Source organism: Bradyrhizobium brasilense, from assembly GCF_029714345.1.
Taxonomy (GTDB): Bacteria; Pseudomonadota; Alphaproteobacteria; order Rhizobiales; family Xanthobacteraceae; genus Bradyrhizobium; species Bradyrhizobium australafricanum.
This window is the reverse complement of sequence record NZ_CP121669.1, coordinates 1,726,681-1,744,041: the sequence shown is the minus strand read 5'-3', so window position 1 is coordinate 1,744,041 and position 17,361 is coordinate 1,726,681. Positions and strand designations below refer to the sequence as shown.

Here is a 17,361-nt window from a genome sequence, read left to right as displayed (position 1 = left end):
TCTGGGCGCGCTGCCCGCGCTGCCGCTCTCAGATATAATCCCCTTTCAAAGCCAGCCTGCTCGAAGACTGCTGGTACTCATATCCCTTGATAAGCGATGAGTAAGTGGATCAACCGTATCGCGGTCAACACTGGATCCTTGGCCACAACCGCTCGGCGGCCGTTTCCGCAAGCGCATCGCCGTCAGAGCTTCCGCCAGCTTCGGCCATCGCGCTTCAAAAGCTCAAACGCGCCCTGAGGGCCCTCGCTGCCCGCAGGATAGAATTCCAATCCCTTGCTGCCCACTCGTTTCCAGGCGTCGAGGAGCGGCTGAACCGCCCGCCAGCCGGCTTCCACGCCGTCGGCGCGTTGAAACAGAATATTGTCGCCGATCATGCAATCGTAAATCAAGGTCTCATATCCCGTCGCAGGCTCGGACTTGAAGTAGTCCTTGTAGAGAAACTTCATTTGTACGCCGTCGATCCTGATCACCGGCCCCGGCACCTTGGTGTTGAACTGCAGCGTGATGCCTTCGCTCGGCTCGACGCCGATGACGAGATAGTTCTCAGCCAGTTGCTCGACGGGCGTGCATCGAAACATCGCAAACGGCGGCTCGCGGAATTTTATCGCCACTTCCGTGCGCTTCATGGCGAGCGCCTTGCCGGTGCGCAGGTAGAAGGGGACCCCGGCCCACCGCCAGTTGTCAATATTCAGTTTCATCGCAACGTAAGTCTCCGTAGCGCTGTCTGGCCTGACATCCGGAGTATTTCGATAATCCGTAATTTCAGTGTCGCCGATTTTCCCGGCAGTGTATTGGCCGCGCACGGAGTTTTTCAGCGCCTCATCTTCGCTCTGAGACTGAATCGCCGCCAGCACTCCGTCCTTTTCCGAACGCACGTTATTGGCATCGAAATGTCTCGGCGGCTCCATGGCGACCAGCGATAACAGCTGAAACAGATGGTTCGGTACCATGTCGCGCAGCGCGCCCGTCGCGTCATAAAAGCTACCGCGATGGTTAACGCCGAGTTGCTCATCCACGATGATCTGCACGTGATCGATGTGATGGCGGTTCCAGATCGGCTCGAACATTCCGTTGGCGAAGCGTAGCACCAGGATGTTCTGGACGGTCTCTTTGCCAAGGTAATGATCGATTCGGTAGATCTGGTGTTCGCCGAGAATGTTCAACAATTCCGCATTCAACGCGCGCGCCGATGCCAGATCGCTTCCAAACGGCTTTTCGATCACGAGCCGCCGCCAAGCGCCGGGATGCTCCTTCAACAAGCCGAGACGGCCGAGTTGGCGCACGATCGGCACGAAGGCATCAGGCGGTGTCGCCAAATAGAACAGCCGATTGCCCTCGGTTTCGCGCGCGGCTTCCAACCGTTCAAGCTGCTCTTTGAGACGATCGTAAGAAGGGCCGTCGCCGGGATCGGCCTCGACAGAGGTGATGCATTCCAGAAGGCGATTCGCGACCGTATCTTCCACCGGACGGGTTGCGAACTGATGCAGGCCCTTCATTAGGCGCTCGCGCAGCGCTTCGTTCGACATGCAGCAGCGCGCGACGCCAACGACGCAGAATCTTTCCGGCAACAGTTCGGCTGCCGCAAGATTGTAAAGCGAAGGCATCACCAGCCGTTTGGTCAGGTCTCCTGTGACACCGAAGATGACAAGGGCGCAGGATTGCGGCTTCGGGTAGGGTTGGACGTTTCTCACGAACGCTTGACGAGATATCGCGTCGCCCTCCGCGCCCCTGAGGACGGGAGCAGCACCAATTATCCGCCCAGACCTATGATGTTTGTTGAGCAGGTTCGATCTCAACGCGGTCATCCTGCTCGGCCGAGTCGGGGGCGGGCCTAGCGTGAGCGCCGCTCTTCTTTGTCAGCCAGACAGCTGGCAATTGAAGTACTCGAGCATGCTGTCCTTCCGACAGTAGATTCACAAGAACGATGGTGCCGTCGGGAAAGAGCAGGGCATCGTGGTGCTGCCCCGGCGTTTTCGGCTTGATCACGCAGAATTGGGCGACACGGAAGCCCGCGCTCTTGGTCAACAACCAGTTGCGATTGTATCTCACGTCCTGCTCGAATGCGAGTTCGGTGCCGGGCAGTAGACAAACGGCGACGGTGGGTTCGTCTTTGGCAGCGAAGCCGCGGGTCGATGTGCCGCGAAAACTGGTCGACACCAAACTCTCTCCCACCTTTGCGGGGCGTGACGTAACGGCATGTAGGCTGTAGTCGCACATGGATGTTCTCCGCTGGGTTCCTTGATCCGAACGAGGATGCCGCAAACCGCCGAGCTAGCCCTTGATGGCCGTCAAGATATCCGTGGCTTGTTTGAAATCGCGAGACGGCCGGGGTCCACCGCTGCCGAACTTGGCAATGGTCAGCTTCGCAAGTCGTGGCCGTGATACATCTCGGCATCGCCGCTGCTCACTGCCGTGGTGGGACTGCAAGTGCCTTTGCGGTTTCGCGCGCGTCTTGACTGGCGCGTTGTTCACTCTTGTCTCGCACTTGGCCGTTGGCAAGCGCAATGTGTAGCTCCGCCCCGACGACGGCCCCCTCACCGATCGCAGCACCCACGCGCTTGACCGACCCGGATCGCACATCGCCGGCGGCGAATACACCGCCTACGCTAGTCTCGAGCAGCAACGGACGGCCAGCGTCACCCTTCGAGCGGATTTTGGAGGGAGTGTCCCATCCAGTCAGCACAAAATTCTTGCTGTCCAACGCGATCCCGGCGTCCTTAAGCCAAGCCGTTGCCGGCTCCGCGCCGATGAAGAGGAAGAGGTGGCGAATCGGCTTCTCGATTTCCTCGCCGGTCGAGCTGTTGCGCCAGCGTACGCGCTGCAATTGCCCTTCCCGGCTGCCATAAAGCGCGACCACCTCGGTATGAGTCAGCACCTCGATATTATCGAGATTCGCGATGCGGTCGATCAGGTAACGCGACATGCTCTCTGTGAGGCTTGGTCCACGCACCAGCATCCAGATTTTTTTTGCGAAGTTGTGCAGGAATACGGCGGCTTGGCCCGCTGAATTTCCGCCTCCGACCAGGACGATCTCCTCGCCCCGACACAGGCGTGCCTCGATCGGCGAAGCCCAATACCAAACGCCGCGTCCCTCGAAACTCGGCAGATTCGGCACGTCGAGGCGGCGGTAGCGGGCGCCACTCGCAACCACCACTGTCGAGGCCCTCACACGCCGCCTATCCTCCAGATGCAGCGTGAACGGCGATTCGCTCGAATCGAGTCGCGATATGCCCGCAGGGATCACCATCCGCGCGCCAAATTTCTGCGCCTGGACGTAGGCACGGCCGGTGAGCGCTTGGCCGGAAATGCCGGCGGGAAAACCGAGATAATTCTCGATCCGCGCGCTGGCTCCGGCTTGCCCCCCGAAGGCACGGGCGTCGAAGACGACGACTGACAAGCCCTCTGATGCGGCATAGACCGCCGTCGAAAGGCCCGCCGGGCCAGCGCCAACGACTGCGACATCATACGTTCGGCTCTCGTCGTCGATCGGCACCATTCCAAGCGCGCGCGCCAGCTCTGCTTCTCTCGGATTCTTCAGGATTGTTCCTTTCGGACAGACCGCAAGCGGCAGATCTGCCGGATTTGGTGCATATTGCTGGACAAGCTTCGCAGCGTCGGGGTCCTTTGCTGGATCGAGCAATTGATGTGGATACGCATTGCGGGCGAGAAAGCCTTGCAGGCGCACAACGTCTGGGCTCGATTCGTGGCCGATTAGGACCGGACCACCGGCGCCGGCCTCGACCAGCGCAACGCGGCGGAGGATCAAAGCCTCCATGATCCGTTCGCCGAGTTCGGGCTCCCCAATCATCAACGCGCGTAGATTCTCCGGCGGGATCAAGAGGGCTTGGACATCGTCGATGGCGTGAACATCGACAAAGGCGGGCTGGCCTGATAATTGTCCCACTTCGGCGACGAATTCCCCGGGTCCCTGCTCCACAATCGGCGCGCAATGGCCTAGCGGATCGCGCCTGACGACGCGCACCGAGCCCTTGATCAGCACACACATGCCCGGGGCGACTTCTCCGGTCACGAACAGCGCTTCGCCGGCATGGTAGTTCCGCACCGTGCCGAAGCGACGAAGACGGTCGATTTCATGCGGCGCAAGCTTGGGAAACATCTGCTCGCGGCGGCTATCAATCGTCGGCATCTGCAATCTCGCTGTCGGGGCAAGGTGCCACGTGTTCCTAATGCGCCATCAGCAGCGGGATAGGCGCTTCATGCAACAGGCTGTAGGTCACCCCGCCGAGCAGCCGCTCGCGCAGGCGCATATGACCATATCCGCCCATGACAATAAGGTTCGCCTTCCGGCGCTCGGCCTCAGCCATCAATTGCGGCCCGACTTCGCTTGAGCGGCACTTGATGCGATGCAGGCTGGCCTTGATTCCATGATGCCGAAGATGATTAACCGCATCGATCCCCATTACCGCCTCCTCCTCGGTAGGCTTTTCGCCGGTCGCAACGATGACCGACACACTTTCCGCCTTGTGAAGAAACGGCATCGCTTCGGCAAGCGCACGAGCCGCTTCCCGGCTCCCGTTCCAAGCGACCATAATGCGATCGAAGGCGATCTTCGGCCGCTCCGTCTCGGGGACGAGATAAACGTTCCTGCCAGAACCGAACAGCACGCCTTCGACGAGCTGTTCCGGATCCATCGCGCCATTGGGACGAAGCGCCACGAAGGTGTCGGCGGAGCGCGCCTCTCGCGCGGCAATTTTGGCTACCTCATCGGACAAGACATCGAAGCGCCGGATCTCGACCATCCGATCCAGCATTCGCAGCCGCTTGCCTAGTGCCTCCTCCATCGCATTGCCAGTTTCGCGCGCATGCTCGACGATTGGGGCGGTGACGTCGCCCTCAATAGGCCCCGGCAATGGCAGAACGTTGAGATACAACCCGATGACCACGCGGGTCTCCAGCTGGCGGGTCATATCGGCGACGGCTGCCAGGCGAATCTCGTCGGAGGCGCCACCGTCCAGCCACACCATTACATCCTTGATCATCGCTCTCTCCTCGCTCACGACTGCCGTTGCGATGTTTGGCTACTCTGCCGTTCGCGCAGCTACAGCAGCAGATCGAAAATACGAAAACACTTCCGCCAATGCTCGGATTCTTTAGCCCAGGGTCGATGATGTTGAAGGTGCGCGCGAGCGCGATGCTCAGACCACCCACGATCTCCGGTAGGCGAGCCTCGACATCTTCACCGTAAACAAGATCAAGCGGCGGGTGTGCGGCGAGGCGGTTGAGGATTGGCCGCAGTTCGATCTCTTCGTCGAGCCTTGCGAATCCGTGGATGCATTCCTGCAACCCCTTGGTGATCGGCAGGACAAATGGCTCCAGGATCACGCCCCCGATCGCCTTGGCGACCGCCTGGGCCCGCAGCAGGAGATCATAAAGCTTTTGGTTGATGAAATCGCTGTAGCGCTTGATATCCTGCTTGTCGACGTCGGCTACGATCCGACAAAATCGCTCGATTCTCGCCATGTGCATAACAAGGCTGGCGCGCGGCTGGTTCGATTGCACGGCGGCGATCATCATAGGCAGCGTCTCCTTGCCGCATGATACCGTGCGCAGGCCGGCCTCCCTCTTGATGGCCGTCAGTTTTGCGCGATTTTCTGTCACGGACATGAAACTGATCTTTCTCACGGAGCAATTCCACGAAACTGCGACATTTTTGTTGCGTGGTGTGGACTTCAGCGCGCGTCACCATCGCGCGGGTCTCTTCATCCTCGAAGGGAGGAAAACACAGGCGAAGCCACCATCGTTGCGGCAGGGCTCGCGTCAGGCAGACGGCGGACACCAACACGCTGTTCCAGCCGTACCGGCTGAGTCCTTTTCAGGCTGCCGCATCGAATGGTCATGGCGTCGTTGACTCGCTCGTGGGCGCGCCAACCGGCAACGTGCGGAGTCCCCTCGCGGCCTGCCACTAGGTGCAAAGCGCATCTGCAGCCCTAATCGTGAGCGCGCCGAAGCTCGCCGCGCCAAGCCCGAAGAAGCAACTGTCGATGCAAGGCCAAGGTCACGCCTGGCCCCCGGCATCCACGCCGCAAGCAGGTGGAGGCATGGCGTGAGGTCACGAGAGCCGCGGACCAGGCTGACGGATTGATCCTCCAATCAGCTCTGGCATGCCGGACGCATTTCGCGTCCGGCGCCGCGGCCCGACAATATGCTTCCCGTCTACCGACGACCTAGCGACCTCCTTAAGTTAGCCGCGCCGAGTTCCAGCGCCCGCTGCTCCTCGACGGACATCTCCGGCTCGAAAATCCGAAGCACTCCCTCGCGCCCGACGACGCTTGGAAATGAGAGAGTGACGCGAAATTTGTCGTTATAGCTGCCGATCGGAATCACCGCTCGTTCATCGCGAAGAACAATTTCCGCGATCCGCGACGCAACGATACCAATGCCAAACTGGCTCGCGTCGTTGCCTTCGATGATAGAGATATTCGCGTAACGAACGTCTGCCTCAATCTGCCTGCGCAAACTGTGAGGCACTCGGTCACGAAGTCCGACGAGCTCGCCGACCGGCACGCCGGCAATCCGGGCGGTTGACCAGAGGAATACCTGCGAGATCCCATGTTCGCCGACCACCTGCGCCTCTACCTGATTGGCATCGATGCCGAAATGCGCCGCCAGATGAACGCGGAAACGCAAGGTATCCAAAAACGTACCGGTACTTAGCACCCGATCGTGGCTTACGCTTGCGCGCGCAATATCAGCGAGCGGATCCGGCGGATCGGTCACGACCAATATCACCGCGCTAGGCGCGGCGTGCACAATGCGCGGAACGATCTCGTGGTAGATTTCAGCATTCTTGTCGAGCAACCGCAACCTGCCCTGGGGATCGTTGCGGTCGGTGGCGCCGCCCGCCTTTTCATTGATGCCAGCAGCAATCATAACCAGCTGAGCATCGGCAAGCTCTTCATAGTCGCCATCAACAATGGTGCTCTTTGGGCCGAGCGGCGCTCCATAACGAAGATCGGTGGCGACCGCCTTCGCCCGTTTAGGCGTTCGGTCCACGATCACAATTGTCCGGGCACTCCCCCGTATCATCATGGCAAGAGCACAGGAGCACCCTACCCTGCCTGCTCCAACGATTCCGACTTTCATGATGAACCTGCGTTCCAAAGACCGTCAGCCGATGCCCCATCACGAGTGAATTATTTGTCGATCGCGTGAACGCCGGTTCGCAATGTTCGTTAGCGTTCGAGGACTTAACGATCGAGCCTATCAAGATGCCTGAGCAGGCATCATGCGCATGCAGTCTCCGCATGCTCTACGGAACAAAACCGGACGGGCCAGGCGGGCGGGCCGGATAAATCGCAAGAGATGTATATTTTCCGAGCCGCATAGTAACTTCCTTCGTCGCTGGCAACGGAAGCATCATGAACTCCGCAACGACTTCGAGCATTGATCATCGTCAATGAACAGGTCCTCTCACGTTCGCCTCGAATGTCAATCGGCGCAGGCTTGATGCGTCTTCAGTCGACGGTGATCTCGATCGGCTTGGGCGCGGTCGGGTCGCAATCCTGCAACCTGTGATGACAAATATATAGTCCCAGCTCCTCCTGCTCGCCGAATAATACGGACGATTGATGGCTATCAAGGGATCTAGGAAGTAACTGCCCTAGTCTTCGCTACGCATGTTGGGGCTCGGCCCTATCCTGTCGTCCGACAGGCGCCTGATCCGGTTGACGAGATTGGACGCATCGAGATGAGGCCTTTGCATCGATCACCATCGCAATGACCGGCAGCTTGGGCTCGCTCAGGATGTCGTCAAAGTGGAGTGTGGTGCCGTTGTCCACGGTTGTTCGATCGGAGCGCCCGGCGCGGTCCTGATCACGCGCCTGCTCGGTGCAATGAAACGCGACGATGTCCAGGCGCAGCGTGGCGAGGATGGCACCCGGTGGCACTAGGGCATCGCCTGATGCTCGAGACGATTCACTCGATTGGCAAAATCGAACGTAGGAGAATAGTTATGAAGGCGCTGGTATACCAAGGCCCCGGAAAGAAGGCGCTTGAGGATCGCCCAAAACCGAAGATTGCCGCGCCAACGGACGCTATCGTCAAGATCGTCAGGACGACGATTTGCGGAACGGATTTGCATATCCTCAAAGGCGACGTGCCGACCTGTACACCAGGCCGTATCCTTGGCCACGAAGGCACCGGTGTCATCGAAGAAGTCGGAGCCGCCGTCAACGCCTTTCGGGCCGGCGACCGAGTGATCGTGTCCTGCATCTCGTCCTGCGCAAAATGCGACTACTGCCGCCGCGGAATGTACTCGCATTGTGTCAACGGGGGCTGGATCCTCGGCAACACGACTGACGGCACCCAGGCCGAGTATGTCCGCATTCCCTTTGCCGAAACCAGCCTATACCGCATCCCCGCCGGAGCGGATGAGGAAGCATTAGTAATGCTGAGCGATATCCTGCCCACCGGGTTCGAATGCGGCGTGCTCAACGGCAAGGTTGAACCCGGCGCGACCATCGCGATCGTCGGAGCCGGCCCGATCGGGCTTGCGGCATTGCTGACGGCGCAATTCTACTCACCGTCGGAACTCATAGTGATCGACTTTGACGACAACCGGCTCGAAATGTCGTCCCGCTTCGGTGCGAACACAACAATAAACAATAAGGACGGCAAGGCAGTCGAGAAAATCATGAAGATGACCGACGGTCGCGGCGTCGATACCGCGATCGAAGCCGTCGGCCTTCCCTCAAGCTTTGTCACTTGCGAGGACATCGTGGCGCCGGGTGGTGTCATTGCTAACATCGGCGTCCATGGCGTCAAAGTCGATCTGCATCTGGAACGCCTTTGGGACCGCAATATCGCGATCACGACAAGGCTCGTCGATACCGTCACAACGCCGATGCTGCTCAAGACTGTACAATCACACAAGATCGATCCCAAGCGACTGATCACGCACCACTTCAAGCTCGACAATATCATGGACGCCTATGCGACGTTCGGCGAGGCGGCCAAGACGAACGCTCTCAAGGTCATCATCTCAGTAACCGAAGCTTGAAAGATAATCTAGGTCGACAGACTTGACGGCGGTGCGAGATTGATGGCGCGCAAAAGCCGAAAAGTTCGGCACCCTGCCCGAACTGACTTGCCGCCGATGGCTGAAGGCCGTTTGTTGGCAAGGTTCCCGAATGGATGAAATTGTTGAAGGGAGCGATCAGATAAGCGGCTTTCCGTCCGTCACCGCAGCAGTTGTTCCTGAAGTGTAGCTCGACAGCGGGTCCGCCAGCATGAAAAGCCGTTGCAAGTTCGGCGGGCGCCCTGCCCATTTAATTGGGACCTGCTCGCCGAAATTCTTCACCCTGCGGCGCGAGATGATAGCCGCCGACCGGCCGAAAGCCAGATTCACACTCCTCACATCAACGCTGCGCAAAAGGCGCGATGGAATTCGACGATGAAGATGAAGGAAGACCGCCGCTGGGCGGACTTGGAGAACGCCGCGCGCCGGCTCATGGAGCACGCCCGCGCGTTCGAGCCGATCCAGGATGGCCGGATCTAATTCGAGAAGATCAACTGTCCGATGCTCTTTCAGGACAAGGCGACGCCGGCTGAGTATTGGGCCGGCTTGGAGTACGCCAAGGATCAGGGCTGGCTCGAGTACCACCAGAGTGGCATTGGCACCTTCGTGAGGATGCTGCGGGCTGGGAAAGACCTGTTCGCGTAGGACGGCCAACCTTTTGGTTATCCCTGTTTGAGGTCTCCTAGCGTCATGAACCCGGTGATGAGATCGCACCGTATGCGCTCCCGCCTAACGCCAGTAGGGAGCCGCGCCATGACCAGCAAGCGGCGTCTTTTCAAGCAAGAACACTCATTAGAGGAACGTCTCGCGGAAGAGGCCAACAGCCTGCGCGAGGAAGCTAAAGGGCTCGCCCGTTGGCGCGGAAACGACCCCCGATCACCGCCCGGGATGAGCCCGACGCGACAACCGTTCTGCGTAATATATGCCTTGACGGGCGTGCATTCCGGAGTCGCCCGAAGCCCACCCCCTTCAACCCGAAGGAATAGCTTCGTGAACGTACTTCACCGCGAAAAGCAGATTGAAGTCATTTGCCGCGCTTTGCGAGGGCGTCGGCATCCGCACCGCTGTGCGCCTGACCGGCGCCGCACTCACAAAGCCCTGCGCACGACGCCTGCGAAGGCGATGGGCGTGGCGGAGAGCCGGAGTTCGCGGACTGCGACCCGCGCACGATCGAGCCTCATCACACTTCTTCCTGCGTCTCGAGGACGTCACCGGCGAGGCAAAGTGCCTGGTTGCGGAAATCGAGGCCGCGGTGTCGATCACCGAGCGCCACATGGTGATCAAGGTCTGGTGCGCGCTGTGGATGAAGATAGCCGCGATCAAGATTGCGACCTCGAGGCGGGTTCATCGAAGTCGTTCGCCAACACGCCGCCGAAGCCGCGCGCGGAGATGTGGCTGCGCCGGGAAGTGCTCCGCCTCGTGCAGATCGCATGCAAACGAATACTATGGTCTGGCCGCGCTGATGGCCGTTGCGTGGGACAGCCAGCTGTCGCCGGTCGACAACCCAGGCGCGCCGCGATCCCGCCGGCGTCTAATTCGAGCTGGCGCGACCGACCGCGCGGCGGCCGCTACGATGACAAAGTGGTCGCTCGCGGTCCTGCTCGCCTATCTGGCCAAACAGTTCAACGGCGTCGAGCTGCTCGACGCGACGCCGCTGTTCTGGACGCGAGGTGGCAAGCCGGTGGGCCGCAACGGCGAGACCGACCAGTGGGGCGGCGATCACGGCGGCAGGCACATCGTACCTAGCCCCTACACCGAGAGCTCGCTCAACCAGGGTTTCCGCGCCGCGCTCGAGCTCGCGTTCGGCAAGTCCGAGATCCGCTAGCTGCAGGACATGCGCCGCTCGGGCGCCGTCGAGGGCGAGGCCAGCGGCGGCATGGTCGAGGATCAGTCCAACAAGATGGCCAACACGGTCGACCGCAACAAGCAGTGCGCAAGACCTATAACCCGGTCAACGTCGCCAGCGTGCGCCGCTTCGATCAGGCGCGCGCCATTGGCGCGAAGAAGCTCGAGGCAGCCGACCAAGATCCAGCCGGCAACGTGACGCTGACATCGCTTGCAATGTTGTTGAAGTCCTGAAGCTAAAAATACGTCGACAGTTCTAAGCGGACCGCCGATGGAGGTCGGCCAAGATTTTCTCTCGAAAGCCAGGGTCAGGGCCGACCATCTTGCCGAGATCGCGCCGCTGCTTTCTGATACTCGCGCGGTGAAACCCCATAAGCCCCTTTAAAGCAGCGGCCAAAATGCGTCATGTCCGAAAACCCCCATCCCTGTGCAATTTCGGTTATGGTTCGATGATCTTGGTTGGGGTCTTCAAGAGCAAACCGGCAACGCGAGAGCCGTCGGGCCAGAATGAGACGGTGAAGTGAGGAGTCCTGTTCGGCAAGAAGCGCATTGGCGTATCGGACGCTTATTCCAACGATATCGGCGACCTTCTGTCCGTCGAGGTCGGGATCGGTGAGCCTCGCTTCCACCACCGAACGAATCTGTCCCAGCAATAGCGCTTTTGGATTCGAGACGCGAGCGGTAGCGTTCCCAATTGTTCTCGCAATGGATAGTCCGAGTAAGTCAAGCACGTGATTGCCGACCATTTCTTCCGTTATGGAAGCTGTCCTCCCAGCGAGCGATGGCAATTTTGCAGCGACCGAAAGCGCCAGACCATCGTCCGTCCGCTCGGCCGTCACGCGACGCCCGATCAACTCGCGGTTTGTACCGATCCGTGCGCGTAGCTCACGGCGCGGAACCTTGATGAGGAGGGTTTTCGAGTCTGGCGAAAACCTCGCATCATAAGGCAACAGCGGCTCAAGCAGCATCAGAGAACCGGCGTCCAGGTTAACCTCGCGCGCGTTCTGGACGATAAGGACGCTGCCCGACAATTGGTAACACAGGAACAACGTGTCGGGGCCGGTGCGCTCGACGTGGGCCAAGGTGTGAGAGACCTGCATCGGTGAGTTGCTGAATTCAACCAGGTCCAGGTTGCCGAACTTCGCGGCATTGATCTCGGCTTGGAACGTCAGGCGATTTTCCGGCACTGAGTCATGACCGACGATCTTCTTGCAGGCCAGGCTGTGCCAATAGTCAAATCGGTCGCGGGGATGAACCGAGGAGGTCGAGAAGATGGTTTCCACGTGTTTGCCGTTCGTTAACCGTAGATCAGCCGACGAATTGGTCCATGGCCGCCGATTGAAAGCACAGAGCATCTGCTAGAAACAGACGCAACGCGAAACTGCGTTGTTGCACGTTCACTCTAAGGAAACTTTGTAGCTTTTCGCCGGAATGCGCAACACCCCGGTGGCCGCACATGCGACGACCCACGATGCATCACCGTCAGACGTCTCAACAGACAGAAACACCGCCAGTGGAACCCGGAAACGTTCCGCGAGCCAATGTCCTCCACAAGAAGGATAGGAACACGCGAACACTGGGGTTCCCGCCCTATAATCTAGCGGAGCCGAAGCGCGTGGTTTTCTCCACCCCACTTTACGCCAGATGCAGGTCGATCGATGGTTTGTGGTCGACAAACTGCTTGGTGTTGAGCGTTTGGGACACCGGCGCACAACTTGAGGCAAGTCTCCCAGGTGATCTCACTGAGTTCTATCTTTTGTTCACGTCCCGTCCAAAGCCGGTGTCAAGGCGATGTAGAAGAGTCAGCACCCGTGGCAACGTGATCGAAGTCGCGTATCTGCGGAAGCAACCGGCGTTCCTCCTGAACGTGGGGCTGGATTTATGAACCGCGAACATAGCTTCGACGTCGATGAAATTTTGTCGGCATCCTGGGATCAACTGCTGGCAGCAGACCTCGCCTCAGAGGTAGAACATTTCTCCTCCGACAAGCGCTGCACAATTCCGGAATTGCGGAGATTTTTCGCCATCAAGTGCTATCGCGACCTGCTCGCTAGGTTGACGACAGCACGCGAGGGCAAAACGTCCTTTGACGCTCTTAGGTCAGTTGCCCGAGAAATGCGACAATATGCGTTGGAGCGTCCCGCCTTGTGGGCTGCCGGATCGAGAACGTCCATAAGCGATTGCGCTGAGTGGAGGGCAGGCCACAAAGAAATTTGCGACCTCATCGAATCTGTTCTCGCCGAATGTGGGGTGCATGGGCAACACGCAGAAGACGCCTTGTATATGCTTCGGAGCTTAGTCCGCGGCTTTACCGTGCATCAGATCCTAGGCTCATTCTTGGACGTCTATTCATATGACGAGAGCTTCGAAAGGGTGGTCGAGATATACCTAGCTGGGGTGGGGTCGATCGGGGCTGCTGCTGCTAGGGTGCCGTGAGCGCGACCACAACATCGCCAGCGTGCCGTAGCTGTGCTCGCCATGATCCGGACGCGGGTCCATCTAGGCGGTGCAACCGGGTGCGGGCGGTTTCTGATTGGGGTAAGGCGGCTTCGGATAGTCAGACAATCACTTATCTCCTCTTTCGCGTGCGCAAGTCTCTTTTTGATCGCGTGGGCGCGCCTCTGATTTTCAAGACATCGAGAGCGCGTTAGGTTTTCCTTCCCGCTCTGACCTCTTGAAGTGTCCTGCCTCGTCGATAGAATGTCCGGGTGCGCTTTGTCATTGTACCTACGCGCTAATGGGTCTGATTTGGTCTCCGGTCCCGCGTTCGGCTGGGCCAAGAGCGCGGATTCCGCGTTTCTAATTCAAGGGCTTGTTCGTTCACCTTGAGCTAATTTCACGACGCTCCTCTCGGCCACCGTGAATATGCTCGTCAGGGCGTGGGCGCCTCATCGCCCCAGGATATTCCGAACTTGTCTAGGCCCTCGGCCAGGAAATCGCCCAACAGCGGTTCGCCGAGCAGGTAGCGCACGGTCTCCCAACGCGGGTTGCTGTATCCGTTTCGCCGTTCAGCCGCCTGGCTACGCAGATCTTCCCACTCGTCGATCGTGCCATCGCCCCGTCCGAGCCACATCAACGCGACAAGGTCGATCTGTTCGTCCTCGTTCAAGGCCCTGATGAAGCTCGCCATCTCGGCAGCGACAGCGTCGCAACCATCGTCCTGCAAAACGTCGATTTCAGCATCATCAGTAGGATTCGATCCGGACTCTTCATCGGCCGGCAGGTCCTTGACATCAAACTCATGCGCTTTTTCGATCAGAAAGCTGACCTTTTCGCGTGAAACGGCTAGCTCGGACATCGCTTGCTCCTTAGTTGCGGGCGTTTCGATCAACGCGCCGGACCACGAGATGATCCGTGGCGCCATACCGCGGAAATGCGCCGCTTGCCGGCCCGCCCAAGCAGCACGTTCCGCCAATCATCTATTGCGATCGATTGACAGGTTCGTGGAGCTGAATGCCTGAGGTCGAAGCTGTCTTCGTCTTGCAGCACTGTCGGGGGCTCTCGATCGCTCCCGAACTGATAATTCCGGATGCGGCTGAATCGGGCTAATGCTGCGGCGTCCGATTTTGAACCGCGATTGAGCGAAGAGCCGTTTGAAACTATGACGCCTGACCATATGCTACTCCTGTTGGAGCGCATCCGGGCTCTCATCGCGAGCAGCTTCCCGATTGGATGATCACGGCATTTCTGCGCGCTCCAAAGCATGAGCATTCGTTTATTTCTTTGAATTGGTGGAAGATCAGCCCGCCTTTACCGCAGATGGCGCCGGCAGCATCAGAGGATCTCTGAGGACGACGATCTGACGCACGCCGTCCGCGTCGATAACCTCAAGGCTAAACAACTCCAGACCTTCGCCTTCGATGTATATTTCTCTGGGCTTGTGGATCAGATGGTCATGTCCTTCGAGCACGAGCGAGATTAGGTCGTCCTTCGGATCATAGGAAATCCCAAAAAACGGTAGCCAGTGCGCCTCGACCTGATCACCGAGCTTAAGCGACGTCACCTCGATCTCGGCACGTTTGCCGCCCAGTGCTTTTGAAATGATATCGAAATAGACGCTCCACTGCGATTTTTCGAGCTTCTTTGCCATTGTTCGGAGTCTCCGAGTTAGATTCCGCCGGATTCCCCACGCCAGTAACTGGCAGCCCGTTTCTACGCGCTGACAACGATCAACTTTCCACAAAATTTGCCATGCCAACACAACGCATTCCGTCAAGCCCACGCTCAATCATCTCAAGAAGTGATCTTTGTTATCTATCGCGCGATAGCAAAGTTCGACGCCGTCTTCGGCAAAAGACGCCTCAGATGGTCCACTTCCGTTTTTGTGCAACTGGACGCTTGTGAGTGCGGCTCAAGATCTCAGTACCTTACTAATTTTCTTTTGCGTCGGCAACGACTGAGCCAAAGCGCGATCAAATCCTCGATCGCCGACGGAAATGCAATGAATCAATGGCAGGTTCAGCTTCCCGTTCAGAGATTGAGGAGAGCGATCGCGAGATGGGGGCGCTTTTTCCGCCCCATATGCTTGACCGTTTCGTTGACCGTGACTTCCAACGTCGCCGCAACCCACCGCGCACCGAGCCCGCAGACCAGGCACTGCGTGAGGGCGAAGGCTGGCCTTGGGGCTATCGCTCTCCACCAAATCGCCGATCAGGCTAAGGACTTCGCATTACTCGTTGACAGGGGCTTGTAGCTTCTAGCCGCGAGGCCGGCGTGCGCGAAGGCAACTGTCGCCGCGGCGCCGCTGACCTGCACCTTGTTCGCGAAATCGGTGATCGCCCCGAACGCCTCCTTTCCCTGGTCGAGCACGAGGATCCGCTCCGAACCGACAGTGACGGACTTTGCTTTCATCTCTAATTCCCGAGCGCGTGGGTCTAACGGCCAGCTGCGGCTGCTCAGTTGATCGGCCCGAACGACTTCGTTCTCGCCGTGGCGGTGAATTCGTTTCTTTCGGACCGTTGTCATTACCACCGTTGTCATTGGTGCCTCCTGCGGTTTCACCGCGGGGCGCAAGCGGTCCCGGCGAGACGAGGTCGCCCCCGCTTCTACCATTGCAGCACAAAGGCCGACTAACAGCGGCTAGGCTACGCTCCGCCTAACGTGGCGGCCTTCCTTGACCTCCTCGATGATCTTCGCGCTGAACGCTTCGAGGTCACCGGGGTTGCGCGAGGTGATCACGCCCTGGTCGACCACCACCTGGGAGTCCTCCCATTTCGCGCCGGCATTGATGACGTCGGTCTTGATCGACTTGTAGGACGTCATCATCCGTCCCTTCGCGATCCCGGTCTCGATCAACAACCACGGTGCGTGGCAGACCGCGGCGACGATCTTCTGGGCGTCGAAAATCTCCTTGATGAACTTGAGGGCTTTCGGTTCGACCCGGAGCAGGTCGGGATTGATCTGCCCGCCCGGTAGCACGATGGCGTCGTAGTCCGACGATGAGACTTGATCGAGCGACTTGTCGACCTTCACCGGCCGACCCCAGTCCTTCATGTCCCACCCCTTGATTTCGCCGGTCGCCAACGAAATCACCTCGACGGTTGCACCCGCTTTCTTCAAACGGTCGCGAGGCACTTCAAGTTCGGATTGTTCGAAGCCATGGGTCGCCAAGATCGCGATCTTCTTGCCTTTCAGATCCATCAGGAAACTCCTTCAGAAGGGCTCCCCTATCAATCGGCTTTTCGCCCTATCGTTCCTGCGGCTTCAAACGCGCAATTTTTATCTGATTGCGGTACGAAGCGATCGACTGTCCTGGCGGTGGCTAGATCATCACTCGTTCAATGGCCACGGTAGATGCTATCCGATTGTTGCGTCGAGCACAAAAGCCCAACGGTCGCCGGTTGCACATGGGGCTTCTTTCCAGTGGATCGGAATTGACGCCTATCAAGGCGCCCTAGGCGGTCGCGCGCAAAATTTTAAAGCTTTGGGGGGCGTGACCGACCAATCGGGCTCCGACCCGCATTTGGAATGTCCGCATTCAGTCCAGAAGGTGTGATCATGAGCTTGACCGGCCTAGAAGTGTTTGACGAAACGCTTCACAAGACGAACACGTGGCTCAAAGAAATCGGAGAGACGCTAGGTACCGATCGTCACGAGGCCTATCAGGCATTGCGAGCGGTGCTGCATTGCCTGCGCGACCGCTTGATAATCGACGAGGCGGCTCATCTCGGCGAGCAACTCCCGATGCTAATACGCGGTATCTACTACGAGGCATGGCGTCCCGCCGGGAAGCCGGAAAAGATTCGGTCGAGGGACGAATTCCTAGCCTCGATTGACACGCGCCTCCCGAACACAGCGCTCATCAACCGCGAAGATGCTGTGCGTGCCGTCTTCCAGACCCTTGAGAACCATGTCTCCGCAGGAGAAATCGGACACGTAGTTCAGTCTCTGCCTAAGGAGATCCGCTCGTTTTGGCCAGTCACCTGGGCGTCGTCTGGCCCTGTCGCAAAGTAGGCAGCCCAACCAGAAACTCGTTGCAA

18 protein-coding genes and 1 pseudogene are annotated in these 17,361 nt (G+C 58.9%); 6 read left to right on the top strand and 13 right to left on the bottom strand.

Annotated elements, in window-relative coordinates:
• Positions 1-182: 182 nt before the first annotated feature.
• The 7 genes from zwf to QA635_RS07965 all read right to left on the bottom strand — a co-directional run bounded on the left by zwf (position 183) and on the right by QA635_RS07965 (position 7,907).
• Positions 183-1,691: a glucose-6-phosphate dehydrogenase gene (zwf, locus tag QA635_RS07995; RefSeq protein WP_283071517.1), complete on the bottom strand. Its 1,509-nt coding sequence runs from the start codon at positions 1,689-1,691 to the stop codon at positions 183-185.
• A gap of 73 nt (positions 1,692-1,764) precedes the next feature.
• Positions 1,765-2,217, bottom strand: coding sequence for a hypothetical protein (locus tag QA635_RS07990; RefSeq protein WP_283068237.1), 453 nt, complete (start codon positions 2,215-2,217; stop codon positions 1,765-1,767).
• 187 nt (positions 2,218-2,404) lie between these two features.
• Positions 2,405-4,147 carry an FAD-dependent oxidoreductase gene (locus QA635_RS07985; protein ID WP_283068236.1) on the bottom strand — a complete coding sequence of 581 codons (1,743 nt, stop codon included), beginning with the start codon at positions 4,145-4,147 and terminating at the stop codon, positions 2,405-2,407.
• A 37-nt stretch (positions 4,148-4,184) separates the two neighbouring features.
• The gene (locus QA635_RS07980; RefSeq protein ID WP_283071515.1) at positions 4,185-4,550 is read right to left on the bottom strand and encodes a universal stress protein; all 366 of its coding nucleotides are present in this window, start codon (positions 4,548-4,550) and stop codon (positions 4,185-4,187) included.
• A gap of 304 nt (positions 4,551-4,854) precedes the next feature.
• Complete coding sequence (locus QA635_RS07975) at positions 4,855-5,643, bottom strand: DUF1931 family protein (RefSeq protein ID WP_283068235.1); 789 nt, start codon at positions 5,641-5,643, stop codon at positions 4,855-4,857.
• A gap of 531 nt (positions 5,644-6,174) precedes the next feature.
• Positions 6,175-7,047 (bottom strand): lactate/malate family dehydrogenase, encoded by an 873-nt coding sequence (locus QA635_RS07970; protein WP_283071513.1) that lies wholly within the window; start codon positions 7,045-7,047, stop codon positions 6,175-6,177.
• A gap of 584 nt (positions 7,048-7,631) precedes the next feature.
• Positions 7,632-7,907, bottom strand: a complete 276-nt coding sequence (locus QA635_RS07965; RefSeq protein WP_283068234.1) for a hypothetical protein — start codon at positions 7,905-7,907, stop codon at positions 7,632-7,634.
• Between the two features lie 65 nt (positions 7,908-7,972).
• Between QA635_RS07965 and QA635_RS07960 the strand changes: the two genes are divergently transcribed.
• A complete protein-coding gene (locus QA635_RS07960; RefSeq protein ID WP_283068233.1) occupies positions 7,973-9,019 on the top strand; it encodes a zinc-dependent alcohol dehydrogenase family protein in 1,047 nt (348 codons plus the stop codon).
• A gap of 156 nt (positions 9,020-9,175) precedes the next feature.
• On the opposite strand, the pseudogene QA635_RS07955 reads toward QA635_RS07960, so the two are convergent.
• Positions 9,176-9,322 (bottom strand): annotated as a pseudogene (locus tag QA635_RS07955) (NAD(P)-dependent oxidoreductase); the annotation flags it as partial.
• Positions 9,323-9,538: 216 nt separating this feature from the next.
• Here QA635_RS07955 and QA635_RS07950 point away from each other — a divergent pair.
• From QA635_RS07950 to QA635_RS07940, 3 genes are all read left to right on the top strand, one after another.
• Positions 9,539-9,682, top strand: coding sequence for a hypothetical protein (locus tag QA635_RS07950; RefSeq protein WP_283072203.1), 144 nt, complete (start codon positions 9,539-9,541; stop codon positions 9,680-9,682).
• Between the two features lie 928 nt (positions 9,683-10,610).
• Positions 10,611-10,862, top strand: coding sequence for a hypothetical protein (locus QA635_RS07945; protein ID WP_283068232.1), 252 nt, complete (start codon positions 10,611-10,613; stop codon positions 10,860-10,862).
• A 104-nt stretch (positions 10,863-10,966) separates the two neighbouring features.
• Positions 10,967-11,116, top strand: coding sequence for a hypothetical protein (locus tag QA635_RS07940; protein ID WP_283068231.1), 150 nt, complete (start codon positions 10,967-10,969; stop codon positions 11,114-11,116).
• Positions 11,117-11,190: 74 nt separating this feature from the next.
• Here QA635_RS07940 and QA635_RS07935 read toward each other — a convergent pair whose 3' ends face one another.
• Positions 11,191-12,165: an AraC-like ligand-binding domain-containing protein gene (locus tag QA635_RS07935; RefSeq protein WP_283068230.1), complete on the bottom strand. Its 975-nt coding sequence runs from the start codon at positions 12,163-12,165 to the stop codon at positions 11,191-11,193.
• 598 nt (positions 12,166-12,763) lie between these two features.
• Here QA635_RS07935 and QA635_RS41715 point away from each other — a divergent pair.
• Positions 12,764-13,318 carry a TetR-like C-terminal domain-containing protein gene (locus QA635_RS41715; protein ID WP_425249138.1) on the top strand — a complete coding sequence of 185 codons (555 nt, stop codon included), beginning with the start codon at positions 12,764-12,766 and terminating at the stop codon, positions 13,316-13,318.
• 436 nt (positions 13,319-13,754) lie between these two features.
• Here the strand turns inward: QA635_RS41715 and QA635_RS07930 are convergent, their stop codons facing one another.
• From QA635_RS07930 to QA635_RS07915, 4 genes are all read right to left on the bottom strand, one after another.
• Positions 13,755-14,180: a DUF3775 domain-containing protein gene (locus QA635_RS07930; protein ID WP_283068229.1), complete on the bottom strand. Its 426-nt coding sequence runs from the start codon at positions 14,178-14,180 to the stop codon at positions 13,755-13,757.
• Between the two features lie 441 nt (positions 14,181-14,621).
• Positions 14,622-14,972, bottom strand: a complete 351-nt coding sequence (locus QA635_RS07925; protein WP_283068228.1) for a DUF5335 domain-containing protein — start codon at positions 14,970-14,972, stop codon at positions 14,622-14,624.
• Positions 14,973-15,532: 560 nt separating this feature from the next.
• Positions 15,533-15,862, bottom strand: a complete 330-nt coding sequence (locus tag QA635_RS07920) for a hypothetical protein (RefSeq protein ID WP_283068227.1) — start codon at positions 15,860-15,862, stop codon at positions 15,533-15,535.
• A gap of 99 nt (positions 15,863-15,961) precedes the next feature.
• Positions 15,962-16,522, bottom strand: a complete 561-nt coding sequence (locus QA635_RS07915; RefSeq protein WP_283068226.1) for a type 1 glutamine amidotransferase domain-containing protein — start codon at positions 16,520-16,522, stop codon at positions 15,962-15,964.
• Positions 16,523-16,879: 357 nt separating this feature from the next.
• Between QA635_RS07915 and QA635_RS07910 the strand changes: the two genes are divergently transcribed.
• Positions 16,880-17,335 carry a DUF2267 domain-containing protein gene (locus QA635_RS07910; RefSeq protein WP_283068225.1) on the top strand — a complete coding sequence of 152 codons (456 nt, stop codon included), beginning with the start codon at positions 16,880-16,882 and terminating at the stop codon, positions 17,333-17,335.
• Positions 17,336-17,361: the final 26 nt, after the last annotated feature.

Excerpts from the sequence above, each read along its gene's own strand:
- QA635_RS07925 (WP_283068228.1), bottom strand. The coding sequence starts at position 14,972 with ATGGCAAAGAAGCTCGAAAAATCGCAGTGGAGCGTCTATTTCGATATC.
- QA635_RS07915 (WP_283068226.1), bottom strand. The coding sequence starts at position 16,522 with ATGGATCTGAAAGGCAAGAAGATCGCGATCTTGGCGACCCATGGCTTC.
- QA635_RS07980 (WP_283071515.1), bottom strand. The coding sequence starts at position 4,550 with ATGGTCGCTTGGAACGGGAGCCGGGAAGCGGCTCGTGCGCTTGCCGAA.
- QA635_RS07910 (WP_283068225.1), top strand. The coding sequence starts at position 16,880 with ATGAGCTTGACCGGCCTAGAAGTGTTTGACGAAACGCTTCACAAGACG.
- QA635_RS07990 (WP_283068237.1), bottom strand. The coding sequence starts at position 2,217 with ATGTGCGACTACAGCCTACATGCCGTTACGTCACGCCCCGCAAAGGTG.
- QA635_RS07985 (WP_283068236.1), bottom strand. The coding sequence starts at position 4,147 with ATGCCGACGATTGATAGCCGCCGCGAGCAGATGTTTCCCAAGCTTGCG.
- QA635_RS07970 (WP_283071513.1), bottom strand. The coding sequence starts at position 7,047 with ATGATACGGGGGAGTGCCCGGACAATTGTGATCGTGGACCGAACGCCT.
- QA635_RS07945 (WP_283068232.1), top strand. The coding sequence starts at position 10,611 with ATGACAAAGTGGTCGCTCGCGGTCCTGCTCGCCTATCTGGCCAAACAG.
- QA635_RS07930 (WP_283068229.1), bottom strand. The coding sequence starts at position 14,180 with ATGTCCGAGCTAGCCGTTTCACGCGAAAAGGTCAGCTTTCTGATCGAA.
- QA635_RS07960 (WP_283068233.1), top strand. The coding sequence starts at position 7,973 with ATGAAGGCGCTGGTATACCAAGGCCCCGGAAAGAAGGCGCTTGAGGAT.
- QA635_RS07950 (WP_283072203.1), top strand. The coding sequence starts at position 9,539 with ATGCTCTTTCAGGACAAGGCGACGCCGGCTGAGTATTGGGCCGGCTTG.
- QA635_RS07920 (WP_283068227.1), bottom strand. The coding sequence starts at position 15,862 with ATGACAACGGTGGTAATGACAACGGTCCGAAAGAAACGAATTCACCGC.
- QA635_RS41715 (WP_425249138.1), top strand. The coding sequence starts at position 12,764 with ATGAACCGCGAACATAGCTTCGACGTCGATGAAATTTTGTCGGCATCC.